Source organism: Aquitalea aquatilis (assembly GCF_005155025.1).
Taxonomy (GTDB): Bacteria; Pseudomonadota; Gammaproteobacteria; order Burkholderiales; family Chromobacteriaceae; genus Aquitalea; species Aquitalea aquatilis.
The window spans coordinates 607,589-631,871 of the sequence record NZ_CP039731.1 but is presented as its reverse complement, the minus strand read 5'-3'; the positions used below and the strand labels follow the sequence as shown (position 1 = coordinate 631,871).

21 protein-coding genes are annotated in these 24,283 nt (G+C 60.2%); 14 read left to right on the top strand and 7 right to left on the bottom strand.

Annotated elements, in window-relative coordinates:
• Nucleotides 1–46: 46 nt before the first annotated feature.
• From FAZ30_RS02885 to FAZ30_RS02875, 3 genes are all read right to left on the bottom strand, one after another.
• Nucleotides 47–1,330: a HAMP domain-containing protein gene (locus tag FAZ30_RS02885; RefSeq protein ID WP_124644611.1), complete on the bottom strand. Its 1,284-nt coding sequence runs from the start codon at nucleotides 1,328–1,330 to the stop codon at nucleotides 47–49.
• Between the two features lie 91 nt (nucleotides 1,331–1,421).
• Nucleotides 1,422–3,008 (bottom strand): methyl-accepting chemotaxis protein, encoded by a 1,587-nt coding sequence (locus FAZ30_RS02880; protein ID WP_124644612.1) that lies wholly within the window; start codon nucleotides 3,006–3,008, stop codon nucleotides 1,422–1,424.
• A gap of 221 nt (nucleotides 3,009–3,229) precedes the next feature.
• Nucleotides 3,230–3,772 (bottom strand): gamma carbonic anhydrase family protein, encoded by a 543-nt coding sequence (locus tag FAZ30_RS02875; protein WP_124644613.1) that lies wholly within the window; start codon nucleotides 3,770–3,772, stop codon nucleotides 3,230–3,232.
• 138 nt (nucleotides 3,773–3,910) lie between these two features.
• Here FAZ30_RS02875 and FAZ30_RS02870 point away from each other — a divergent pair, with 138 nt between their 5' ends.
• From FAZ30_RS02870 to FAZ30_RS02850, 5 genes are all read left to right on the top strand, one after another.
• The gene (locus FAZ30_RS02870) at nucleotides 3,911–5,947 is read left to right on the top strand and encodes a M3 family metallopeptidase (RefSeq protein WP_124644614.1); all 2,037 of its coding nucleotides are present in this window, start codon (nucleotides 3,911–3,913) and stop codon (nucleotides 5,945–5,947) included.
• 875 nt (nucleotides 5,948–6,822) lie between these two features.
• Entirely contained in the window at nucleotides 6,823–8,451 is a 1,629-nt protein-coding gene (locus FAZ30_RS02865) for a phosphoethanolamine transferase (RefSeq protein WP_137008646.1), read from the top strand.
• Nucleotides 8,452–8,518: 67 nt separating this feature from the next.
• A complete protein-coding gene (xth, locus tag FAZ30_RS02860; protein ID WP_124644616.1) occupies nucleotides 8,519–9,292 on the top strand; it encodes an exodeoxyribonuclease III in 774 nt (257 codons plus the stop codon).
• Between the two features lie 153 nt (nucleotides 9,293–9,445).
• A complete protein-coding gene (gene rquA / locus FAZ30_RS02855) occupies nucleotides 9,446–10,147 on the top strand; it encodes a rhodoquinone biosynthesis methyltransferase RquA (protein WP_124644617.1) in 702 nt (233 codons plus the stop codon).
• Nucleotides 10,148–10,283: 136 nt separating this feature from the next.
• Nucleotides 10,284–11,258, top strand: coding sequence for a hypothetical protein (locus FAZ30_RS02850; RefSeq protein WP_137008644.1), 975 nt, complete (start codon nucleotides 10,284–10,286; stop codon nucleotides 11,256–11,258).
• 154 nt (nucleotides 11,259–11,412) lie between these two features.
• Here FAZ30_RS02850 and FAZ30_RS02845 read toward each other — a convergent pair whose 3' ends face one another.
• Nucleotides 11,413–12,195, bottom strand: a complete 783-nt coding sequence (locus tag FAZ30_RS02845; protein ID WP_124642125.1) for a ferredoxin--NADP reductase — start codon at nucleotides 12,193–12,195, stop codon at nucleotides 11,413–11,415.
• A 464-nt stretch (nucleotides 12,196–12,659) separates the two neighbouring features.
• Here FAZ30_RS02845 and FAZ30_RS02840 point away from each other — a divergent pair, with 464 nt between their 5' ends.
• Together FAZ30_RS02840 and FAZ30_RS20350 are read left to right on the top strand one after the other, a co-directional pair.
• Nucleotides 12,660–13,670 carry an isocitrate/isopropylmalate dehydrogenase family protein gene (locus FAZ30_RS02840; RefSeq protein ID WP_124642127.1) on the top strand — a complete coding sequence of 337 codons (1,011 nt, stop codon included), beginning with the start codon at nucleotides 12,660–12,662 and terminating at the stop codon, nucleotides 13,668–13,670.
• 50 nt (nucleotides 13,671–13,720) lie between these two features.
• On the top strand, nucleotides 13,721–13,873 hold the full coding sequence (locus FAZ30_RS20350; protein WP_158613551.1) for a hypothetical protein: 153 nt from the start codon (nucleotides 13,721–13,723) through the stop codon (nucleotides 13,871–13,873).
• 455 nt (nucleotides 13,874–14,328) lie between these two features.
• On the opposite strand, the gene FAZ30_RS02835 is transcribed toward FAZ30_RS20350, so the two are convergent.
• Both FAZ30_RS02835 and FAZ30_RS02830 read right to left on the bottom strand, forming a co-directional pair.
• Nucleotides 14,329–15,366, bottom strand: a complete 1,038-nt coding sequence (locus FAZ30_RS02835; RefSeq protein ID WP_137008642.1) for a glycosyltransferase family 4 protein — start codon at nucleotides 15,364–15,366, stop codon at nucleotides 14,329–14,331.
• Nucleotides 15,354–16,301, bottom strand: coding sequence for a UDP-2,3-diacylglucosamine diphosphatase (locus FAZ30_RS02830; RefSeq protein ID WP_124642131.1), 948 nt, complete (start codon nucleotides 16,299–16,301; stop codon nucleotides 15,354–15,356). Before FAZ30_RS02830 ends, FAZ30_RS02835 begins: the two co-directional genes overlap by 13 nt.
• Before the next feature lie 175 nt (nucleotides 16,302–16,476).
• Between FAZ30_RS02830 and FAZ30_RS02825 the strand changes: the two genes are divergently transcribed.
• The 4 genes from FAZ30_RS02825 to FAZ30_RS02810 all read left to right on the top strand — a co-directional run bounded on the left by FAZ30_RS02825 (nucleotide 16,477) and on the right by FAZ30_RS02810 (nucleotide 19,437).
• The gene (locus FAZ30_RS02825) at nucleotides 16,477–16,746 is read left to right on the top strand and encodes a PepSY domain-containing protein (RefSeq protein WP_124642133.1); all 270 of its coding nucleotides are present in this window, start codon (nucleotides 16,477–16,479) and stop codon (nucleotides 16,744–16,746) included.
• A gap of 89 nt (nucleotides 16,747–16,835) precedes the next feature.
• On the top strand, nucleotides 16,836–17,411 hold the full coding sequence (locus FAZ30_RS02820) for a cytochrome b/b6 domain-containing protein (RefSeq protein WP_124642134.1): 576 nt from the start codon (nucleotides 16,836–16,838) through the stop codon (nucleotides 17,409–17,411).
• A 2-nt stretch (nucleotides 17,412–17,413) separates the two neighbouring features.
• Nucleotides 17,414–18,076, top strand: coding sequence for a response regulator (locus tag FAZ30_RS02815; protein ID WP_137008640.1), 663 nt, complete (start codon nucleotides 17,414–17,416; stop codon nucleotides 18,074–18,076).
• Nucleotides 18,073–19,437 (top strand): ATP-binding protein, encoded by a 1,365-nt coding sequence (locus FAZ30_RS02810; RefSeq protein WP_124642138.1) that lies wholly within the window; start codon nucleotides 18,073–18,075, stop codon nucleotides 19,435–19,437. The genes FAZ30_RS02815 and FAZ30_RS02810 overlap by 4 nt, the downstream gene beginning before the upstream one ends.
• 167 nt (nucleotides 19,438–19,604) lie before the next feature.
• Here FAZ30_RS02810 and FAZ30_RS02805 read toward each other — a convergent pair whose 3' ends face one another.
• The gene (locus FAZ30_RS02805) at nucleotides 19,605–19,988 is read right to left on the bottom strand and encodes a hypothetical protein (RefSeq protein WP_124642140.1); all 384 of its coding nucleotides are present in this window, start codon (nucleotides 19,986–19,988) and stop codon (nucleotides 19,605–19,607) included.
• Nucleotides 19,989–20,139: 151 nt separating this feature from the next.
• Here FAZ30_RS02805 and FAZ30_RS02800 point away from each other — a divergent pair, with 151 nt between their 5' ends.
• The 3 genes from FAZ30_RS02800 to FAZ30_RS02790 all read left to right on the top strand — a co-directional run bounded on the left by FAZ30_RS02800 (nucleotide 20,140) and on the right by FAZ30_RS02790 (nucleotide 23,915).
• Entirely contained in the window at nucleotides 20,140–21,444 is a 1,305-nt protein-coding gene (locus FAZ30_RS02800) for a sensor histidine kinase (protein WP_246043396.1), read from the top strand.
• A 1-nt stretch (nucleotide 21,445) separates the two neighbouring features.
• Nucleotides 21,446–21,973 (top strand): response regulator transcription factor, encoded by a 528-nt coding sequence (locus FAZ30_RS02795; protein ID WP_137008638.1) that lies wholly within the window; start codon nucleotides 21,446–21,448, stop codon nucleotides 21,971–21,973.
• 319 nt (nucleotides 21,974–22,292) lie between these two features.
• Complete coding sequence (locus FAZ30_RS02790; RefSeq protein WP_137008636.1) at nucleotides 22,293–23,915, top strand: 3-(methylthio)propionyl-CoA ligase; 1,623 nt, start codon at nucleotides 22,293–22,295, stop codon at nucleotides 23,913–23,915.
• The last annotated feature ends 368 nt before the right edge of the window (nucleotides 23,916–24,283 follow it).

The following is a 24,283-nucleotide window of genomic DNA, read 5'->3' as shown; positions in this document are numbered from 1 at the left end:
ACGGCAGCCAGTAATGGCTGCCGTTTTTCATGGCGCAACGGTCGGATCAGCCTGCGTCGTGGGCCTGTGCGGTGTGCGGTCCGCTGTGGCTAGCCGGGATGGTGCTCTCGCCCTGCGTGCTGCTGAGCACTTCCGGGCGACTGCCCAGTTGCGACAGCTTGTCGCGGTGGCGTTCCGACAGACGCTGGTAGTGCTCGTCGGAGCGGCGGAAGAAAATCAGCTCCTTGTCGGTCATGCGTCTGACCTTGGTGGCTTCCACGGCGGCCTCGTGTGCCAGCAGGCTGCTCTGTTCCGCCATGTCGCGAATGCGCAGCCCCAGCTGGCTGATGTCGTCGACGGCACGGCCCAGCTTTTGCAGCTCGGCCACCGTGCTTTCCAGCTTGGCTTGCAGGCGCTCGCTGGACAGGCCGCCCGGCTGGCGGCTTTGTTGCAGGATATCGGCACTCAGCCCGGCCAGCAGCTGGGCCACCTGCTGGCTTTGCTCGCCATACTGGATTTGCTGGCGGGTCTGTTCGACCACGCGGGTGGTCAGCTCCAGCACCTGCTGGCTCTGGCCTTCGCTGTGGATGGCCGAGACATGCACGTCCTGCATCACCTCCAGCAGTTTGTCCAGGGCCAGATTGACATGCCGGGCGGCCTGGCCAAGCTCATCCTGGCTGGTATCGGGCAAGCGGGCGGCGGTATTGCCGGCGGCAATCTTGTCGGCAGCCAGGCAAATCATCAGGATGCGGTTTTTCAGGGCGCGGGCAGTCGCCAGCTGCAATAGCACCACCACCATGCCCACCAGCACCAGCGGGCCGAGAATGGCGAACAACAGGCGGCCCACGGTGGTTTGCATGTCGGCTTCGACCACGGCCAGACCGTCGTGCTCGGCCTGCAGTTGCTGATCGATGGCTGCAATCAGCGGCAGCATGTGCATCTTGTAAGCAGCATCGGGAATGTTCAGCGCATCTTCCGGTGAGGTTTCGGCGATTTTCAGCGCGCTGGCAATCTGGCGGGTAAAGGCTTCCCAGCGCTGGGTCAGCGTCTGGTCGAAGCTGTCACGCCGTTCGCTTGGCAGGGCGGGCAGGATGTCACCGCGTAGTTGCTGCACCTGCCGGCTGGTGTCGGCCAGCTGGCGGGTGGTGCTGTCCAGCATGGGGTCGGCGCGCGCCAGGCTGAGCATGGCGGCTTTCAGTTCATTCAGGTGGGCCGACAGCGCCTGGCGCTGGCGGTATTGTTCGAACTGCTGGGTCAGTGAATACAGCTGCACACCGGTCAGCGACAGCGCCAGCACCAGGCTGAGCAGGGTGAAGGCAATGGTAAGCCAGAGGCGTTTGACGAGCGACATGGCAGGCTGTCCACAATGAAAGCCAACACGCTACGGCAAGATCATGACGCAGGTGTGACGGATTTATGTCATGCCTCGCCCAGCTTGCAATCTAGGCTGCGTGCAGACGGAACCAGCTGAGTGCCTGGTTCAGCACGCTGGCCGATTCTGCCAGCTGGCGCATGACCGGGCTGGCGTCGCGCATCTGCTCGTCGATGGTGCTGGCCAGGTGCGCCAGTTCGAAGCCGTGCTGGCGGATGCTGTTGCCGGCCTCGCTCTGTTGCTGGCGCGAATGGCTGATATTGCCCATCAGCTCGTCCAGCCGTGCCAGGGTTTCATCCACGCTGGAGAGGGCGGCATCCAGCGATTGCTGGGCATGCTGGTTGTCGTGGCTGGCCTTGCCGGCGGTATCGATGGCATCGCCCAGCGACTGCTTGACGGTTTCCACCTTGGTCAGGCTGTCGAAAATGCGCGAGGTGGCGCTGGCCGTGCGCTCGGACAGCTTGCGCACTTCGTCGGCCACCACGGCAAAGCCGCGGCCCTGTTCGCCGGCACGGGCGGCCTCGATGGCGGCATTCAGCGCCAGCAGATTGGTCTGGTCGGCCACATCGCGGATCAGCGTGCTGATCTGGGCAATGTCGCCAATCGACTGGTTCAGCTGCTGCATTTCCTGCATGGCAATGCCGATGCGGGCGGCCAGATGCTGCATGGCGCTGGCATTGGCATTGCCCAGCTGGCGTGCCTGTTCCGTGCGCTGCAATGCCTGACGCGAACCGGCTTCGGCCTGTTCGATGAATTGCGCCACGCTGTCGGCCTGGCTGGCAATCTGCTCGGCGGCCTCATTGCTCAGATTGGCCTTGCCGGTTTGCAGACGGCTGGCATCCGCCGCCTGGCTGGTGAGTAATTGCAGATGCTGGCTGTCGCGCTGGTTGCGGCTGGCGTGCTGGTGCACATTGGTCAGCAGCTCGTTCAGGCGTTCGAGAAAACGGTTGATGCGGGCCGACATCTGCGCCAGCTCGTCCTTGCCGGTTTCCGGCAGGCGTGAGGCCAGATTACCCTCGCTCAGCGCATCGACGGCCCGGCCCATGGCGGCGATCTGCCCTTTCAGGCGGCGCGCCAGTGCCAGCTGGATCAGCACCACGGCCAGGCTGGCCAGTGCCAGCGGCCCCAGAATGAAAACGGCCAGACGGCTCAGCATGCCGTGCATGGCGGCTTCTTCGCTGCTCTGCTGGCGGCTGGCTTGTTCCAGTTGTTTGTCGAGCAGGGCCACTAGTGGCACCAGGCTTTGCTGATAGGCTTGCTCCGGAATCGACAGCGCATCCTGCGGCGCGCTCTGGGCAATGGTGAGCGCACTTTCCAGATTACGGGCGTATTCCTGCCACAGCTGGCCGGTCTGCTCCTTGAAGGCCTTGGCCTGGGCATCGGGCAGGCTGGCTGCGATATTCACGCTCAGCCGTGCGACTTGCTGCTTGATTTGCTGCAGGTGCCGGGCGGTATCCGGCTGCAAGGGGTCGGCCCGCGCCAGGCTCAGCACACCGGCCTTGAACTGGTAGAGATTGGCCGACAGCTGCTGATGCTGGCTGTAGTCATCCACATGCTGGGTAAGCGAGAACAACTGCTGGCTGGTGACGGCCAGCACGATAAGCAGGCTGGCCACGGTAAACAGAATGGTCAGCCATAAACGCTTGATCAGGGACATGTCATGCGGCTTCAGAACGGATAATGCTGCGCAGTGTAGACCCGGGATATGACATTCCCGTTACCTGACTTAATGCCAAGTGATTTAAATTGGCGGGGATGTACTTGCGTATTCAAGCTGTTGTTTAAACAGTTTTTTAACAGTCATGCTGGCGCGTCGTATTTTGCCGCGGCCGGAGCCGCCTGCCCGCAGCCACGTAGCGGCAGGCAGGGCCGGGGAGATCAGGCCAGATTCGGTTTGTGCTTGTTGGCCACGCGGATATAGTGCTCGGCGGAATACTTGAAATAGGCCAGTTCCTGCTCGGTCAGCTTGCGTGCCTGTTTCACCGGGTTGCCCAGATACAGATAGCCGGACTCCAGCCGCTTGCCCGGCGGTACCAGGCTGCCGGCGCCAATCAGCACCCGGTCTTCGATGATGGCACGGTCCAGAATGATGCTGCCAATGCCCACCAGCACTTCGTCACCGATGGTGCAACCATGCAGGGTGACATGATGGCCGATGGTGACATGCTTGCCGATGTGCAGCGGTGCGCCCACCGGGTCGCTGTCGCGCTTGTGGGTGACGTGCAGCATGGCAAAGTCCTGGATATTGCTGCCTTCGCCAATATGAATGGCGTTGACATCGCCCCGGATCACGGCAAACGGCCACACCGAGGCATCGTCCGCCAGCGTCACGTCGCCAATCACCACGGCGGCCGGGTCGATATAGCAGGAGTCGGCAATCTGCGGTGCGCTGCCATCGTAGGGGCGGATATTGCGATTCATCAGAACGTCCTCATCTAACAGGTTCAGGATTCCCTATCATATAGCAATGGTTGCCGCCGGTTCGCTGGTGTGCTGCCTGATTTCGATACCGGCGCAGTGCTGTGCCAGCCACTGCCAATTGCCCACAGGAAGTGAACAATGAGCCAGAACCCGCTCCTCGACTTTACCGGACTGCCACGCTTTGCCGAGATTCGTCCCGAACATGTCAGCCCGGCCATCGAACAATTGCTGGCCGAGGCGCGCCACACCGTGGCACAGCTGACCGCGCATGCGGACAGCCCGAGCTGGGAAAATGTGGTCGATCCGCTCACCGATGCCACCGAGCGGCTGTCGCGCGCCTGGGGCGTGGTAGGACACCTGAACGCGGTGGTGAACACCCCGGAATTGCGCGATGCCTATAACGCCAACATCGCCCCCATTTCTGCATTCTGGACCGAACTGGGGCAGAACCTGGACCTGCTCGGCCAATTCAAGGCCATCGAGGCCAGCCCGGCCTATGCTGGCTACAATGCCGCCCGCCAGAAAATCATCCAGAACGATCTACGCGATTTCCGCCTGTCCGGTGCCGAGCTGCCGGAAGCACAGCGCCAGCGCTATGCCGCCATTCAGAGCAAGCTGGCCGAGCTGTCCGCCCGCTTCGAACAGAATGTGATGGACGCCACCGACGCCTTCAGCCTGTATCTGGACGATGCCAGCGAGCTGGACGGCGTGCCGGAAGATGCGCTGGCGCTGTTTGCCGCCGCCGCCCAGGCTGATGAGAAAACCGGCTACAAGATCACCCTGCAGTTCCCGTTTTACTTCCCGGTGATGCAGTACGCCCACAGCCGTGCGCTGCGCCAGAAGCTGTACGACGCCTATGTGAAGCGCGCCTCGGAGTTTGGCCTGCCGGAACACGACAACACCGAAATCATCCGCGAAAAGCTGCAGCTGACGCGCGAAGAAGCCCAGCTGCTGGGTTTTGCCAATTTTGCCGAGCTGTCGCTCTACACCAAAATGGCGGAAAGCCCGCAGCAGGTGATTGCCTTCCTGCGTGATCTGGCTGCCCGTGCCAAACCCTTTGCCGCCAAGGACCGCGCCGAGCTGGAAGCCTTTGCCAGCAAGGAGCTGGGCCTGGCCGACCTGCAAGCCTGGGACATCGCCTATGCCGCAGAAAAGCTGCGCGTGGCGCGCTATGCCTTCTCCGAGCAGGAAGTGAAGCAGTACTTCCCGGAAAGCAAGGTGCTGCCTGGCTTGTTCGGTGTGGTCAACACCCTGTACGGCGTGGAAGTGCGCGACAGCAGCGCGCCGGTATGGCATCCCGATGTCCGTTTCTACGACATCCTCAAGGATGGGCAGCTGGTGGGCAGTTTCTATTTTGATCTGTACTCGCGCGAGGGCAAGCGCCCCGGTGCCTGGATGGACGATGCCCGTGGCCGCCGCAAGAAGGGCGATACGCTGCAAACCCCGGTGGCCTACCTCACCTGCAACTTCACCCGCCCGCTGGGTGACAAGCCGGCGCTGTTTACCCACGACGAAGTGATCACCCTGTTCCACGAATTCGGCCATGGCCTGCACCATATGCTGACTCAGGTGGAGGAGCTGGGTGTGTCCGGCATCAATGGCGTGGAATGGGATGCGGTGGAGTTGCCCAGCCAGTTCATGGAAAACTTCTGCTGGGAATGGGATGTGCTGCAAGGCATGACCGCCCATGCCGACACTGGCGAAACCTTGCCGCGCGCGTTGTTCGACAAGATGCTGGCGGCCAAGAACTTCCAGAGCGGCATGATGACGGTGCGTCAGCTGGAGTTTTCCTTGTTCGACATGCTGCTGTATACCGATTTCGACGCCAGCACCGGCGACTGGATGGCCTTGCTGGACGAGGTCCGCCAGGAAGTGGCAGTCAACTTCCCGCCTGCTTACAACCGCTTCCCCAATAGCTTCAGCCATATCTTTGCCGGCGGTTATTCGGCGGGCTACTACAGCTACAAGTGGGCAGAGGTGTTGTCGGCCGATGCCTATGCCGCTTTTGAAGAGGCGGGCGGTGCCAATGCCGCCACCGGCAAGCGTTTCTGGGATGAGGTACTGGCTGTCGGCGGCAGCCGCTCGGCACTGGAATCCTTCCGCGCCTTCCGTGGCCGTGACCCGCAGATCGACGCCTTGCTGCGCCATTCCGGCATGGTGGAACAGGCAGCCTGAACCGCGACAATTATTTACACGGGGGAGGGAACTCCCCTGATTAGCCCTGGCTCTAATCTTTGCTCAACGGGTTATCTCCAAGAGCAGCAAGCGAGCCAGACGCTTATCTCTGCCCCTCAAAGGACATCGATATTGTGTCTTTTCCCTACCCCCAATCCCCCTTGGGGGTATTTTTTTGCCTGCTGATCCACCGCAGACATGAAAAAACCGCCATAAGGCGGTGTCGGGTCGTACTTTCAGTGAGATGACGCCTCGGTGAAACTGCCTGGTGCTGCCGCGGTGCATGACCGGGTGCAGGGCTGAATCGCCATTTCACTAAAATCAGCTGGAAGGTTCGTTGTCTGCCTTGTCGGGACGATGCGGGCGCTGATGATGGGCAAAGCTAGGCGTGCGCAGGGTAAAGGCGTCGCTAAAGGGGCGCAGCGTGGAACGGTTGGGGTTTTTGGTAGGGCAGAGGGGATGTTGCTGGGACTGCAGGGGTTTGGTTTGTCTGGACAATTTGGTTCTACCGGTGATGAACATGAGTCCATTCTAGCCAGCAATACCGCAGCTCGGCAAATTTGATCAAATTTACTGTTGTTTATTTGTTCAAGCCAGCCGCAGCCATGCAGGCTGCCGCGTCGCGTGGAGTCATCCGCGCATCAGGCTGCGCGGGGGCGCATATCTGTTAAAACAATCGCTACAGAAATGCCATATTGCCACTCGACTAATCGGGTAAGATGGCGTCGATTTTCTGCCATGCCGGCCAGCTTAGCGGGCTCGGTCATGGCTACCTAACAATCAAGTCAGGCTGCCGCCACCGTGGCCGGTCTGTTCCATTGCCGGGCCAGCTGTACCGCGCTGATGTGCGGCGGCCCCTTGTTGACGAGGGCAAGATGGTTTTCAACCGCTCCATTCGACCCGAGCGACTCACCCTGCTGGTGTCGCTCGCGCTGGTATTGTTCTACAACCTGCCATTCTGGCAGGAGATGTTGCGTATTGTCGGGCCACTGGATGGCCACGGCATCAAGCTGCTGCTGGAGTCCTTCCTGCTGGTCACTGCCTTCTACAATCTGGTGTTGTCGCTGTTCAACTGGCCGTATATCGGCAAGCCCGTGATGGCCTTATTGCTGCTGACCACCTCTTTCATTACCTACTTTATGAACCAGTACGGGGTGATGATTGATGTACATATGGTGCAGAACGCAGTCCAGACCGACAACAAGGAAGTGCGCGACTTGCTGACCGGCAAGATGGCGCTGTTTGTCATCGTGCTGGGCATACTGCCCGCCTGGTGGATCTGCCGGCGGCAGATACAATGGCGCTCACCCTTGAAAGAGGGGGGTGTGCGGGTACTGACGCTGCTGGTTTCGGCGGCGGTGCTGCTGGGCATCGCCTTTGCGGCCTATCAGGATTTCGCCTCGCTGTTCCGCAACAACCGCCAGCTGCGCCATTACCTGACGCCTTTCAACTATATCCAGGCCACCAATGGTTATGTGCAGGACCATTACAATAGCGGTCCGGTAACGATCAGCCCGCTGGGTGAGGACGCCACACGCGATGCCAGCTGGAAGCAGCACAAGCGCAAGACGGTATTTGTGCTGGTGGTGGGTGAAACCGCACGTGCCGATCACTTTTCGCTCAACGGCTACCCACGTAATACCAATCCCAAACTGGCGACACAGAGCGGTTTGATTAATCTGCCCAATGTGCACTCCTGCGGCACGGAAACAGCGGTCTCGGTGCCCTGCATGTTCTCCAATATCGGCCGCGACAATTACAGCGGCGACAAGGCGGCACGGCAGCAAAACGTGCTGGATGTGCTCAAGCGGGCTGGCTACAACGTGATCTGGCGCGACAACCAGTCGGGCTGCAAGGATGTGTGCAACCGCGTGACGCTGGAAGATGTCAGCAACAGCAAGGATGACAAGCTGTGTACCACTGGCGAATGCTGGGATGAAATCCTGCTGAAAAATGCCCAGCAGCTGATCGACCAGTCCGACCGCGACGTCGTGCTGGTATTGCACCAGATGGGTAGCCACGGGCCGGCCTATTACAAGCGCTATCCGCCAGCGCTGGAGCAGTTCAAGCCGGTATGCCAGACCAGCGAGCTATCACGCTGCCCGCGTGAGCAGATCGTTAACGGCTTCGACAACACCATCCTGTATACCGATACCGTACTGTCCGGCATCATCGACTTCCTGCGTGCCAACCAGCAGCGCTATAACACCGGCATGCTGTATATGTCCGACCATGGCGAATCACTGGGTGAAAACGGCATGTACCTGCATGGCACGCCCTATCTGTTTGCCCCGGAAGCGCAAAAGCATATCGGGGCGATGATGTGGTTCTCTGACAGCTTCCAGCAGGAAGTCGGGCTGAACCAGCGCTGCCTGGAAGGGCGCAAGGCCGAGCCGTACTCGCACGACAATCTGTTCCACTCGATGCTGGGCTTGCTCGGGGTGCATACCAGCGTCTATGACAAGCAGCTGGACATGTTTGCCTCCTGCCGTCAGCCGGGCTGATACCTTATATGTAATGTAGTGGCTGCCGCCGTGCAGCCACTTTCATCTGTAAACGAGAACTGAAGATATGCAACTAGCCACCTGGAACGTCAATTCACTCAAGGTCCGCCTGCCACAGGTACTGCAATGGCTGGCGGATAGTCCGGTGGACGTGCTTTGTCTGCAGGAATTGAAGATGGATCAGGATGTGTTTCCGCTGGCCGAGATCGAGGCTGCCGGCTACCGCGCAGCCTGGTTTGGCCAGAAAACCTATAACGGCGTGGCCATTCTGGTACGACAGCCCTTGCAACTGGAAGACGTGGTGCAGGGTATTCCCGGTTACGACGACCCGCAGCGGCGGGTGATTGCCGCCACGGTCAATGGCGTGCGCGTGATCTGTGGCTACTTCGTCAATGGCGAGGCCGTCGATTCACCCAAATACCCCTACAAGCTGGAATGGCTGGGCAAGCTGCATGCTTATGTGGCCGATGAATTAAGCCGCCATCCACAGCTGGCCTTGCTGGGCGACTACAATATCGCGCCGGAAGACCGTGATGTGTACGACCCGGAAAGCTGGCAAGAGCAAGTGCTGTGCAGCACGCCGGAGCGCGAGGCCTTTCGCGGGCTGATTGCGTTGGGGCTGGTCGACAGCTTCCGCCTGTTCAACCAGGAGGACAAGCAGTACAGCTGGTGGGATTACCGTGCCATGATGTTCCGTCGCAACAAGGGCGTGCGTATCGACCACATCCTGATTACCCCGCCCCTGCAGGCGCGCGCCAGCGGCTGCATCATCGACAAGACACCACGCAAGTGGGAGCGGCCCTCCGATCACACCCCTGTGGTGCTGACCCTGGCGGATTGAATGGTTTTGACTCGCAACAGCGGCCCATATGGGCCGTTTTGCATTGGTAAACAGCATGTTGCCGGATCAGGGTAAAGCTTGGCCTAGCTCAATAGTTTGCATATTAGCATTTGCTAAACTTTGTTGATGAATAGCTAATACCAAGGTGCCACCATGAGCCGCAACCACCCACCGCTGCCGTACAACCCCTATTACGAAGGGGTGCCGGACTACATGACCGAAGTCTACGACTGGGCCTACGTCAACCCGCGCCGCGCCGCGCTGCTGGACCGCAATCTGGTGGTCAGCACGCTGTTGTTTTTGAATGACCAGCGGCTGATGCGCCGCTATCTGCAGCAAATCCGGCCCGGCATGCGGGTATGGCAGGTCGCCCATGTCTATGGCGATCTGGTGGAAAAGGCTGCCGCCAAGGTCAGAAAACACGGTCAGTTTGTGCTGACCGACATCACCCCGGTCCAGGTCGAACATGGTGCGCGCAAGCTGGCGGCCTACCCGCAGGCGCGCGTGGTGCGGGCCGATGCGGCCAGCTATCAGCTGGAGCAGCCGGCAGACCTGATCTGCAGTTTCTTCCTGCTGCATGAAGTGCCGGATGATTTGAAGCATCGCATTGTCGACAACATGCTGTCGCAGGTCCCCCAGGGTGGCAAGGCGGTGTTTGTCGATTATCACAAGCCGGCAGCCTGGCAACCGATCGGCTGGTTGCTCAAATGGGTCAACCGCGTGCTGGAGCCTTTTGCCGAAGCACTGTGGAAAAACGAGATTTCTGCTTACGCCAGTGAAGCCGATGCCTTCGACTGGCATAAGGAGACCTTGTTTGGCGGGGTTTATCAGGTCGTCACCGTGACGCACCGCTAGTTTTGTACTTAGCGTTACACGGGCTTACATAGCACTCACAGACGGGCTTGACGGGCAGGGCTAGGATACGACTCATGGAAACACCGCTGCGGTGTCTCGGAAAGAACACTCCCCACTTGATATTGGAGAACGCAACATGAAAAAACTGACCCTGCTCGTTTTGTCTGCCGCCTTCGGTCTGAGCTCCGCTGCTGGTTTCGCCGCCACCAACGCTTCTGCTCCGGCTGCTTCCGCACCGAAAGCCAAAGCTGCCAAGATTCATCACGCCAAGAAGGGCGAAAAGAAAGTAGAAGCTTCTGCTCAGAAAGCCCAAGCTGCTGACGCTTCCGCCCCGGCTAAAAAGGCTGCCAAAAAGCACCACGCTAAAAAGCACGCTGCCAAGAAAGTAGACGCTTCCGCTCAGAAAGCCCAAGCTGCTGACGCTTCCGCACCGGCTAAAAAGGCTGCCAAAAAGCACCACGCTAAAAAGCACGCTGCCAAGAAAGTAGACGCTTCCGCTCAGAAAGCCCAAGCTGCTGACGCTTCCGCTCCGGCTAAAAAAGCTGCCAAAAAGCACCACGCCAAAAAGCACGCTGCCAAGAAAGTAGACGCTTCTGCTCAGAAAGCCCAAGCTGCTGACGCTTCCGCTCCGGCTAAAAAGGCTGCCAAAAAGCACCACGCTAAAAAGCACGCTGCCAAGAAAGTAGACGCTTCCGCTCAAAAAGCTCAAGCTGCTGACGCTTCCGCTCCGGCTAAAAAGGCTGCCAAAAAGCACCACGCTAAAAAGCACGCTGCCAAGAAAGTAGACGCTTCCGCTCAAAAAGCTCAAGCTGCTGACGCTTCCGCACCGGCTAAAAAGGCTGCCAAAAAGCACCACGCTAAAAAGCATGCTGCCAAGAAAGTAGAAGCTTCCGCTCAAAAAGCCCAAGCTGCTGACGCTTCCGCTCCGGCTAAAAAGCACGCTGCCAAAAAGCACCACGCTAAAAAGCACGCTGCCAAGAAAGTAGAAGCTTCCGCTCAGAAAGCCCAAGCTGCTGACGCTTCCGCTCCGGCCAAGAAGCACGCTGCTAAAAAGCATCACGCTAAAAAGCACGCTGCCAAGAAAGCCGCTCCGGCTTCCGCAGCAAACTAATCAAGACGTCAGCGTCTGGCTCGCATAAGAAAAGGGAGGCTTCTGCCTCCCTTTTTTGCGTTCCTCACTCCGTCAGCGCTAGTTGAGTGCTGGTCAGGACAAACAAAAACGCCATCCTGCTGGATGGCGTTTGGTATTTGCAGCTGGGCTGCTCTTACTTTTCGACGAAGGCGCGTTCGATGGCGTAGTCGCCCGGCTCGCCCATGCGCGGAGATTCCTTGAAGCCGAGGCCATTCAGGATTTCGCACAGGTCGTGCAGCATGGACGGGCTACCGCAGATCAGTACGCGGTCGTTTTCCGGACTCAGCTGCGGCAGGCCGATATCGGCGCACATCTTGCCATTGGTGATCAGATCGGTCAGGCGGCCCTGGTTGCGGAAAGGCTCGCGGGTCACGGTCGGATAGTAGATCAGCTTTTCTTTCACGATATCGCCAAAGAACTCGTTTTCCGGCAGTTCATTGGTGATGTAGTCGTGATAACCCAGTTCGCTTACCCAGCGTACGCCGTGGGTCAGGATGACCTTGTCGTAGCGTTCGTAAACTTCCGGGTCCTTGATGATGGACATGAACGGTGCCAGGCCAGTACCGGTAGACAGCAGGTACAGGTTTTTGCCCGGTAGCAGATTGTCTTGTACCAGGGTGCCGGTGGGCTTTTTGCTGATCATCACGGTATCGCCGACCTGCAAGTGCTGCAGGCGCGAAGTCAGCGGGCCGTCTTGTACCTTGATGCTGTAAAACTCCAGATGCTCTTCGTAATTGGAGCTGACAATGGAGTAGGCGCGCATCAGCGGCTTGCCGTTCACTTCCAGGCCGATCATGACGAATTGGCCGTTGATGAAGCGCAGACCGGCATCGCGGGTGCAGGTGAAGGTGAACAGGGTGTCGTTCCAGTGGTGAACCGACAGGACCTTTTCAGCGGTCAGATTGGGGGAGGACATATAAATTGCTGCTCGCTATCCAAAAGAAATCAAGGAATGAGTGGTTGCCGCGATTTTACCCTTTTCGGGTCCGCTTGACTAAACATTGCTAGCCGTTCTCACTATGTCATTGTGCATAATGATCAAATCGCTGCGATACCAGGCCTGGCCGCTACCTATGGCTTGCAGGGCATGGGGCCTGGCGGGAAAGTCAACTGGAACAGGATGTTACCTTAAAGAATGAGGTAGCCCTAACGATTTCTTTCCGCTGTGTTTATTCCTGATTGTTCTTAATGGGTGATTGATTTAGATCAGCAAATTGTATTGCGTGCTGCGCTAGTGCATAAAGGGCAGGCATAGCGCCATGCTTGTCGGACAGTGTGCGCCCTGGCTGTCATCGCCAATCCGAATGTCATTAATTGTGCGGTATCGGCCGTGCAGCGAGTAGAATTGCCACTCCTGGCTGCGATGATGAGAGGGTGAAGATGAAACTGTGCGTGATAGCTGGCGACGGGATCGGTCATGAAGTGGTACCGGTGGCCGTGGGCGTGTTGCAGGCGGTACTGCCCGGCTTGCAACTGGTGTTTGCGGATGCCGGCTGGGAAGAGTTCTGTCGCAATGGCCAGGCGCTGCCAGAGCGTACGCTGGCTGCTGCCCGCGAATGCGGGGCGGTGTTTTTTGGGGCTGTCAGCTCACCGATGCAGCTGGTGGAGGGCTATCGCTCGCCCATTGTGCAATTGCGCCGTGAACTGGGCTGTCATGCCAATATTCGTCCCACGCTCAGTTTGCCCCTGGCTAGCAGCCGTGGTGGTATTGATCTGATCATCGTGCGCGAAAATACCGAAGACCTGTATGTGGGTGATGAGCAGTCTGACGGTGAAGTCGCAGTGGCCATCAAGCGCATTACGCGCAAGGCCTCATTGCGGGTGGCGCGCAGCGCATTCGAACTGGCGCGCAATGCTGGCCGTCAGCGCATCACCATCATTCACAAGGCCAATATCCTGCCGCGCACCGATGGCCTGTTCCGCGACTGCGCGCGTGAGGTTGCTCGTGACTTTCCCGACATTACGGTAGATGAAATGCTGGTGGATACGGCAGCTTTGCGCCTGGCGCAGGCACCGGAAAGCTTCGACATGCTGCTGGCACCCAATCTGTATGGCGATATTTTGTCGGATCTGGCGGCAGCATTTGGTGGCGGTCTGGGCCTGGCACCTTCGCTGAATCTGGGTGTGGCCGCGGCAATTGCCGAGCCAGTACATGGTTCGGCCCCGGATATTGCTGGCCAGGGTATTGCCAATCCTTTGGCTGCCATTCTCAGCGCGGCCATGCTGCTGCGGGTATGGTGGCAGCGTCCGAAGCTGGCACTGCGCATCGAGCAGGCAGTACGGGCCACCTTGCTGGATGGCATTGCCACCCCGGACGTGATGTCACCTGGGGTCAGTACCCAGCATCTGGCACGGGTGGTGATTGAGCGGATCAGGCAGCAGCAGGACTAGAATGTGAAAGAGGGCGGCTTGACTGGCCGCCCTCCGAGGTGTGTCACTGCATGTTTCAGAAGGATTTGCGGGATAACGCAAACATCACATACAAGACTGCAACCCGCGTCGCGGCGAACATGTTTGCCAACGATATTCTGCAAAACCGCGAACAGGTCATTACCAAAGAACAGGCTGTATGCACAGCACCAGATAAGTCGTAAAGCACTGATATTACATCTAAAATGCCCTTGGTTGATCGGGCGGTAACATCATGATCGCTGCCTGTTAGGGTGGCGGATAAGGGCTTTCAAGCCCCGGCTAACTCATCAAGCTCAAGCAAAGTCTGTTGTTTCGTGTCTGGCTTACCGACGACCTGTCGTTGATGCATCCGTGATGGACGCTGGTAGTGCTCCCGGCTACGCTGAAGCAGCCGCCATCAAACCTGAGAAGGTGATGGGTTCTGAACACAAAGTTGAACAAGGTTGTCGGAATCCGGCCAATGACTCATCCCAAACCCTCCCTGTTACTGAATGATTTCAGTATAGGCCTGTGATTGGCGGACTCAAGTTTTTTTTGTAGCGCGGTGCCGGCCACGGCCATGGCAATGTGCTGAAGCCTTGTCCCCACAGCCATGGGCGGCGCGACCTGTTTTGCAACGCCGGCTGTTTTGGCGCTATCAACCTGCCTGCGGCTTCAGGGTGGCGACGCGTTCCGCTGGATTGGGATGCAGGTGCTGCTCGAACTGGCGTGCGGCGGCGGTCCAGGAAAAACCTTCGGCAATCCGGCGTACATGGCTGCGGTCGATCTTCATCGCATCCAGACAGGCCTGGCGCAGGTCCTCGGCGAGTATGCCCGCCCCGCTATTACCTATCACATCCAGTGGCCCGGCCACTGGATAGGAGGCTACCGGTGTGCCGCAGGCCATGGCTTCCAGCAGCACCAGGCCAAAGGTGTCGGTCAGGCTGGGAAAGACAAAAACATCCGCCGCACGGTAGAAGCGGGCCAGCTCGTTTTGCGGAAAGACACCGGCAAAGTGGACTTCGGGATATTCGCGCTGCAGACGGGCCATCAGCGGGCCATCGCCCACCACCCATTTGCTGCCGGGTAGATCGAGTTTGAGGAAGGCTTCGATGTTCTTTTCCACGGCGATCCGCCCGATATAGACAAAGCGCGGGGCAGTGCTTTCATCCAGACGCTCCCGTGTACCGGGCGTGAACAGGCTGGTATCCACGCCACGGCTCCATAACACCACCTTGGTAAAACCACGGGCGCGCAGGTCGTCGGCTATGGACTGGGTGGGCACCATGGTGGCGGCGCCGGCATTGTGGAAATGGCGCATCCAGGCATAGCTGATGGACAGCGGCAGGCGGGTGCGGGCGGCGATGTATTCCGGAAAACGGGTGTGATAGGCGGTGGTGAAGGCCAGTTTGTGGCGCAGGCAATAGCGGCGTGCCGCCAACCCCAGTGGGCCTTCGGTAGCAATGTGGATGGCGTGTGGTGCCAGTTCGGCAATCCGCCGCGCTACCTGGCGGTAGGGCAGGATGGACAGGCGGATGTCGGGATAGGTGGGGCAGGGCAGGGTGTTGAATTCCAGTGGCGTGATCATGTCCACCTGATGGCCGAACTGGGTCAGCTCACGGCTGGTTTCGGTGAGGGTGCGGACTACGCCGTTGACTTGCGGTTTCCAGGCGTCGGTGACGATCAGGATGCGCATGGTGTCTCCTGGGTGGGGTCGGACAGCTGGGCAGTGGTGTCTGCCCGCGTAAGCAAGGTTGGCGCTGCCGGCTGCGGTAGCCACGCTGGTTGGGCGGCTTCTGCTTGGCCGGTGGCGGGCTGTGTCGCAGCGCCGGTTTGCTTGTTTTTGCGGCGGACGGGTTCTGCTGCGGATTGCAGTTCGGTCCAGTACACCACTTCCAGCCGGCCATCGGCGTGTTCCACCAGGGCTGACAGGCTTTCTACCCAGTCGCCGCTGTTGCCATAGATGATGCCGTCGATATCCCGCACTTCGGCCTTGTGGATGTGGCCACAAATCACGCCGTCGTAGTCGCGGCGGCGGGCTTCGCCGGCGAGGATTTTTTCGAAGTCGCTGATGAAGTTGACCGCGTTTTTGACCTTGTGCTTGAGGTATTGCGACAGCGACCAGTACGGCATGCCCAGTTGCTTGCGCAGCCAGTTGAAGCCACGGTTCAGCTCCAGGATGACGGTGTAGAGCGAGTCGCCGACATAGGCCAGCCACTTGATGTGCTGGATGACGCCATCGAATTCGTCGCCGTGGATGATCAGCAGGCGCTTGCCATCCGCTGTGGTGTGTTCGGCCTCGCGCCGGATGGCGATGCCGCCGAAGTCCAGTCCCACGTAGTGGCGGGCGGCCTCATCGTGATTGCCCGGCACATACACCACCTGACAACCCTTGCGCGCCTTGCGCAGTACTTTTTGCACCACATCGTTGTGGCTTTGCTTCCAGTACCAGGATTTTTTCAGTTGCCAGCCGTCAACGATATCGCCCACCAGATAGAGGTGGTCGGATTCGTTGTGCTTGAGGAAGTCGAGCAAATGGTCGGCGCGGCAGCCGGAGGTGCCCAGGTGTACATCGGAAATCCAGATGGCGCGGTAGTGGCGGCTGCTGGTGGAGGCGGTGTCGGGCTGCATGTCGGGTCCGTTCTGCCGTGGTGTACCGCGTCATGCTGCATGCAACAGATGACAGCGCGATGTGGCTTTGGTGACGCGCGGATGACGTAGCGCGGTTTTAAGTTGGGTTTAAGACTGCTGCGTTTAAATAGCCCTGCCACCGGAATGAACCGGTTTAATCCTGGAGATTCGAGAAATGAAAAAACTGTTGCTGACCGCCCTGTTCGCTGCCTTTGCCGCCCCTGCCGTTTTTGCTGGTGCCAAGTGTGAAACCCACCCCAAGAGCGAGTGGATCAAGCAGGAAGATTTCAAGAAACAGCTGGAAGGCCAGGGCTACAAGATCGACAAATTCAAGGTGAGCGGCCAGTGCTATGAGATCTACGGCAAGAACAAGGACGACAAGAAGGTGGAAATCTACTTCGACACCAAGACTGGCAAGCCGGTGAAGAGCGAAGTACAGCAATAAGCCTGTTGCATGCCGGGCGCGCTCCCGGGGCGGGAGGGCCGGCTGCCATCGGGCGCCGGCCTATTCTTTTGCTGAAAGGAAATGGATTGATGGCTGACAATACACAGGTAATCAAGGTGTGGGACCGTTTTGTCCGAGTGTTTCACTGGACGCTGGCGGCCTGTGTGCTGGGCAATTATTTTGTGCTGGAAGATGGCGAAGGTCCGCATCGCTGGGCTGGCTATCTGGCCGCTGTGCTGGTGCTGTCGCGGGTGGTGTGGGGCTTTGTTGGTAGCAGGCATGCCCGTTTTGCCGATTTCTTTCCTACGCCGCGCCGCTTGCGGGCACACTGGCAGGACATGCGTCAGGGCCGGCTGGATGCCCATGCCGGGCACAACCCGTTGGGCGCGCTGATGATGCTGTGGCTGATGGCGCTGGTGCTGGGATTGGGTGTGAGCGGTTATCTGCTGGGCACCGATGCCTTCTGGGGCGATGACGGCATGCAGGAACTACACGGCGCGCTGGCCAATATCCTCATCGGCAGTGTCGGCCTGCATGTGCTGGCGGCCTTGGTGATGAGTCGGTTGGGCGGCATCAATCTGATCAGGGCCATGGTCACCGGCGTCAAGCCCATGCCGCAGCAGGGCGACGAGCAGGCCGTGCCGGAGTTTGAAGCAAGGAAATAAACATGCGCATATTGGTGCTGGAGGATGATCCGCTGATTGGTGATGGCCTGAAGATGGGCCTGGGCCAGTTGGGCTTTGTGGTCGACTGGTTTCGCCAGGGCCGGGAAGGGCTGGCCGCGTTGTCGGCCGCGCCGTTTGATGCCGTGGTGCTGGATCTGGGCCTGCCGGGCATGGATGGCATGGATATCCTCGCCGCCTGGCGTCAGGCCGGGCAGGATGTGCCGGTACTGGTACTGACCGCGCGCGATACGCTGGATGAGCGTCTGCAGGGGCTGGATGCCGGTGCGGATGACTATCTGGTCAAGCCGTTTGCATTGAGCGAAGTGGCGGCGCGCTTGCGGGCGCTGATCCGCCGCCGTCATGGCCAGTCCGCCAATCGCCTGAGCCATGGTGCGGTCAGCTTTGATCCGGTGGCCCGCACCGCCTGGCTGGATGACAAGCCGCTGGAGCTGACCGCGCGCGAACTGGCCTTGCTGGAGCTGCTGCTGTCCAGCAAGGGCCGGGTGTTGTCGCGTGAGTTGATCGAAGAAAAGCTTTACGGCTGGGGGCAGGAGCTGGAAAGCAATGCGGTGGAGGTGTATGTCCATCACCTGCGCAAAAAACTGGGAGCTGGCTTTATCCGCACCCAGCGCGGCATTGGCTATGCGCTGGGCGAGCTGCAATGAAGCGCCAGCCCACTTTGCAGCGCCGCCTGGCGGTGCTGCTGCTGATTACCGTGCCGCTGATCTGGCTGGTGTCCACGGGTGTGGCCGCCTATGTCGCCCACCATGAGGTGGACGAACTGTACGACACCCAACTCACCCTGTTTGCCCGGCAATTGCTCAGCGTCAACATGGGCGAGCATGGCGACGATCCACTGCCGGTATTGCCCAAGACCAAGAAGCTGATTCGCGGCGGCGACCGTGGCGAGATGGAAGACGACGACATCGGCGTGGCGGTATGGAACGAAGCCGGGGATTTGCTGCTGAGTGACGGCAAGGGCCGCCATTTCAGTTTCGAGGCCGGACGGCGGGGGTTTTATACGGTTAGCGGCCACGATGACAAGGATGAATGGCGCTTGTTCTATCTGCCGGCACCGGACGGTTCGCGCCTGGTTGCCGTCGGTCAGCGGCAGAAGCTGCGGCACGAAGTAGTACTCAAGGTGATACAGGGCCAGTTGCTGCCGTGGTTGCTGGGTTTGCCGGTTTTGCTGTTGCTGATTCTATGGGCGGTGCGCAAGGGTTTGCGGCCCTTGCAGCAGGTGGCCGCCGATCTTGGCCGCCGCAGTGCGCTGGACAGTAGCCCGCTGGCTGAAGATGTGCCGGGCGAGGTACTGCCCATGGTGCGTGCCTTGAATGCGCTGTTTGCCCGCATTGCCGACACGGTGGAGCACGAACGGCGTTTCACGGCCGATGCTGCGCATGAGTTGCGCACGCCGCTGGCCGCCTTGCAGGTGCAGGCCGAGGTCATGGCACTGATGCCGGACGAAGCAGGCCGCCAGCATGCGCTGCGACAGTTGCAGCAGGGCATTGGCCGCGCCACCCGGCTGGTGGAGCAATTGCTGGCCTTGTCCCGGCTTGATCCGCTGCAGGGCTTGCCCGCGGCGCAGCCAGTGGATTGGGCCACGGTGTGTGGCGATGCCATGGCCGATGTGGCCGCTGCGGCCGCCGGCAAGAACATGCAACTGCAGCTGCAATGGCAGGATAGCCCGGCACAGGTCTTGCCGCTGACGGGTGATGCCACCTTGCTCACGCTGATGCTGCGTAATGTGCTGGACAATGCGGTGCGCTATTGCCCGGCTGGCGCGTGCATCGCGTTGCAGGCGGGGACGACTGGCATTGTGGTGCAGGATAACGGGCCGGGTATTGCGCCGGAATGGCTGGACCGGGTACATGAGCGCTTTTTCCGTCCACCCGGGCAGGATGTACCGGGCAGTGGGCTGGGCTTGTCCATTGTCGAGCGTATTGCCAGCTTGCATGGTCTGAGCCTGACGCTGGCAAACCGCGACAGCGGTGGCTTGCAGGTGAGCGTGCGCAAGGCCGTTTGAGATGCTGCGGCAATCTGTCGCATTGGCCTGGCATTTGCAACAGCGTATTGTTGGTGCCAGACACGCCGGCAGGTCCAAGCCTGCCGGGACACACTCCAAGGTGTTATTGCCCGCCCCGACCAGGCGGGCTTTCTTTTTTGCTGCGGCTCGTAGCCGGGCTCGTCGGATCAGCGGCCTGGCTCGGGCGGGCTGCGCAACAGCCAGAACAAGGCGTTGCACACCCCTCCCGCCACGGCACCGACATAATAGTTGAACAAGGGGTCGTATAAAGCCGGCTGCAGCCAGCGGCTGTAATACAGGGTGATGACGCCGCCGGTCAGTGCGCCGGGCAGGGCGGCCAGTGCCAGCAGTCGCCAGCGCGGCCAGCTTTGTTGCCAGCGGCTGATGCCGCTATCCAGCGACAGGCGCAGCAGCACCAGCAGCGTGCCGGCCAGCGCGGCCGGCAAGGCACCGATCATATAGGCCAGCAAGGGCAGCACACCGCTGGCCAGCAAGCCCACCAGCGGCCCCAACGCGATAAACAGGATCAGGCCGCAGCCTGCGAGTTTCAAATGTTTCATCCGGCTCAGTTCGACAAAAAGTCTTGCAAGACTAGCAGACTGGCCGTGCGGCGACGAGCCGGGTAAGTGCCGTTGTCACAAGCCGCTGCAGTCGGGGGCTGGGCTGCAGCGCGATCCATGCCTGCCGGGGATGTGCGGCATTATGTCGCAGCCACTACTGGTGCTGCGGGATGCTAAAGTGTCGGCCATGCTGCCCCAACTGTTTTCCTCTTCTTCCCGCCTGGTAGCCGATCTGCCGGATGCGGTGCGCCTGATTACCCGTCTGCGCTGGCTGATGCTGGCTGCTGGAGGCCTGTTGCTATTGCTGTGCCGACTGAGCGGACTGGCGCTGCCCTGGCTATTGCTGCTGCAGGCGCTGGCCACGCTGGCCTTGTTCAATGGTGTGCTGAGTCAGCGGCTGCAGCAGGGCCGTGCGGCCTTGCCCTTATTGCGGCTGGGTTTGCTGGCCGACCTGCTGGCCTTGACCGAGTGCATGGCTTTCAGCGGCGGTGCGGCCAATCCGCTGGCCTCGCTATATCTGCCGCCGGTGTTGTTTGCCGCCTTGCTGTCGCCCGGCCTGTTTGCCTGGGGGCTGTCCTTGCTCAGCATGCTGGCCTATGCGGCGCTGTTTGGCTGGCACCTGCCCTGGCCCTTGCAGGGCAACGATGCCGCGTATGCCTTTTCCCTGCACCTGGTCGGCATGTGGCTGACCTTTGCCCTGTCGGCGCTGCTGATCACCAGCTTTGTGTCCTGGCTGGCCCGTCAACTGGCGGCGCGCGAGGCCGCACTGGCAGCGGCGCGGGAAACCCAGCTGCGCGACGAACAACTGCTGGCGGTGGGCATGCAGGCGGCCGGCGCGGCGCATTCGCTGTCCACCCCCATCAATACCCTGACCCTGCTGGTGGAAGATATGCTGTTGCAGCATGCGGCCGATCAGCCGCTGCGCGAGGACTTGCAACTGATGCAAGCCCAGCTGGGCAGTTGTGCCCAGGCGCTGGCGCGGCTCAAGCAGGGCATTCAGCCACAGGGTGCCGCCATTCCGCTGTTTGCCACGCTGGCGCATCAGCTATCCGGCTGGCGCAGCCTGCGGCCGGATGTGCGGCTGGAATGGCAGGCTCCGGCAGGGGCAGACCCGCTGGTGCGGCTGGATGCCGCATTCTGGCCAGCCTTTTTCAATCTGATCAACAATGCGGCCGAGGCTGGTGGCGGCGAGCTGACCGTGACCGCCTCCGTGCGGGATGGGCAGTTGCAACTGGACATCATCAATCGCGAAGGCTGCCTCAGTACCCAGCAATTGCAGCGTGCCGGCCTGGCACCGCTGGATTCGGACAAGCCGGCCGGGATGGGGCTGGGGGTGATGCTCAGCCATGCCACACTGGCGCGGCTGGGTGGCGTTCTGACCCTGGATAACCGTGCCGAGGGCGGCGTTCACGCCTGCGTGCGGCTGCCCTTGCAACAGGAGGAGTGAAATGGCGCTGGATTTCCTGCTGGTCGATGATGACCAGGCTTTTTCCTCGGTGCTGGCGCGTTCGCTGACGCGGCGCGGCTTTCGCGTCGAGTGTGCCGCCGATGGCCAAGCCGCGCTGCAAGCGCGCAATGAGCCACCGCTGCGCATCCTGCTGGACCTGAACCTGGAAGGCGAAAGCGGCTTGCGCCTGCTGCCCGACCTGCGCCAGCTTTATCCACAGGCTGCCGTGGTGGTGCTCACCGGCTATGCCAGCATCGCTACCGCCGTGGAGGCGACCAAGCTGGGGGCGGTGCAGTATCTGGCCAAACCAGCAGGGGTGGATGACATCCTGGCGGCTTTCCAGCAGGTAATGGCCAATCCGGAGCTGCCGCTGTCACCGCAGCCGATGTCCTTGCGTCGGGTTACCTGGGAGCACCTGCAACGGGTGCTGAACGAGCACGATGGCAATATCTCGGCCACGGCCCGCTCCATGGGCATGCACCGCCGCACCCTGCAACGCATGCTGGCCAAGCGTCCGGTAAAAAGCTAAAACGCATCAGCTGTTGTATTGCCAGCACAGTGTCGTGGGTGGCCAACTGGCAAGCTGCTTGTCGTCCGGCTTTGCAGTGCGGTGGCCGCTTGCGCACAGCGTGGTGCCGGTTTGCCCTTGTCAGCCCTGCTACAGCAGTGCTTTGTCATCTTTATTGCCAAGCAAGCGCTAGGAAACTTCTTGTCTTTTCCCCTGTAAACCTCTGTTTTCATCAGCAGGTCTTTCCTGTTTGCATCAGAAAATGTGATTGGAGCAAATGCCCCAAAATGCCTATGGTCTTTTGATAGATTCCAAACCACGACAATAAAGGGGAAACAAGATGCGTGGACAAATGATGGAGCAGCCGCTGCTGATCTCCGCCCTGCTGCAGCATGCCGAAACCTACCATGGCGATAGCGAGATCGTGTCGCGCACCGTGGAAGGCCCGATTCACCGCTATACCTACCGCGAAGCAGCACGCCGCAGCCGGCAGCTGGCCAATGCCCTGGCTGGCCTGGGCGTGCAGCATGGCGATACCGTGGGCACCCTGGCCTGGAACGGCTACCGCCACTACGAAATCTACTTTGCCACCTCCGGTTCCGGGGCCATCTGCCATACCGTCAACCCGCGCCTGTTTGCCGAACAGATCAGCTACATCATCAATCACGGCGAAGACAAGGTACTGATGTTTGACCTCAGCTTCCTGCCTGTGGTGGAGCAGGTTGCCGCCGAACTGACTACCGTGCAGCACTTCGTGCTATTGACCGACCGCGCCCACATGCCGCGCGAGTCCACGCTGGACAACCTGCTGTGCTACGAAGACCTGGTCAACAGCCACAGCGACCAATATCAGTGGCCGGATTTCGACGAAAACACCGCCTCCAGCCTGTGTTACACCTCGGGCACGACTGGTAACCCCAAGGGCGTGCTGTATTCGCACCGCTCCACCGTGCTGCATGCCTTTGCCAGTTCGCTGCCGGACAGCCTGGATATCTCGGCGCAGGGCGCCATCATGCCGGTGGTGCCGATGTTCCATGTCAATGGCTGGGGCCTGCCCTACAGCTGCACCATGAACGGTGCCAAGCTGGTGTTGCCCGGCCCCAAGATGGACGGCGTCAATCTGTACGAGCTGATCGAGAGCGAAGGCGTCACCATGGCGGCCGGCGTGCCCACCATCTGGATGATGCTGCTGCAGCACTGTCAGAAGAACCATCTGAAGATTCACAGCCTCAAGCGCGTCATCGTCGGCGGCTCGGCTGCGCCGGAAAGCATGGTCGATCAACTGGCCGAGCATGGTGCCGAGCTGCGCCAGTTGTGGGGCATGACCGAGCTGTCGCCCTGCGGCACCACCAGCACGCCCAAGTTCAAGCACAACGGCTGTGACACGCCAACGCTGCGCGGCCTGCAAACCAAGCAGGGGCGGCCGATTTACGGTGTGGCCATCCGCATTGTCGACGACGAAGGCAAGCCGCTGCCCAACGATGGCGTGGCCTTTGGCAATCTGCAGGTCAAGGGTTCCTGGGTGCTGTCGCGCTACTTCAAGCGCGAGCAGGACGATTCGCATACCGAGGATGGCTGGTTCAATACCGGCGACGTGGTCACCATCGACCGCGATGGCTACATGAAGATTACCGACCGCACCAAGGACGTGATCAAGTCCGGCGGTGAGTGGATCAGCTCCATTGAGCTGGAAAACATTCTGGTGGGTCACCCGGCGGTGGCCGAGGCGGCCGCCATCGGTGTGCTGCACCCCAAGTGGGACGAGCGCCCACTGATGGTGGTGGTGCTCAAGCCCGGTGCCAGCGCCACGCGCGAAGAGCTGATCGGCTTTTACGAAGGTAAGATCGCCAAGTGGTGGACCCCGGACGAGGTGGTGTTTCTGGACGAGCTGCCGCACACCGCCACCGGCAAACTGCAGAAGATGAAACTGCGTGAAATGTTCAAGGATTACCAGTGGGCATGAGCGCTAAGAGCTGCTAACAAAAGCGCGTAGAGAACCCGGGCCAAGGCGCGCCGACGCAGACAGTACAGCTAGTACGGCAAGGAGGCGCAACGCAGGAGCGGGGGTTTTGTTAGCGGGTCTAAGCCGCTGAATTGAATGGACAGAATAGAGCATTTGCGCTAAATTGTGCATCGCACTGAAGGCCGCAAGGCCTTTTGTGGTGTTAGCCCCTCGAAGCATCAGCTGGTAACCCCAGCCAGATGTTTCTTCCTCGTGTTGGCCCCTGAGAACCCTCAGGGGATTTTTTTTGCCTGCTTGTCTCCTGCCCTGTAACGTCAGCTGCGGCGCGCTATCCTCATGCTTGGCCTTGCTGTTTTCACCACAGCCTA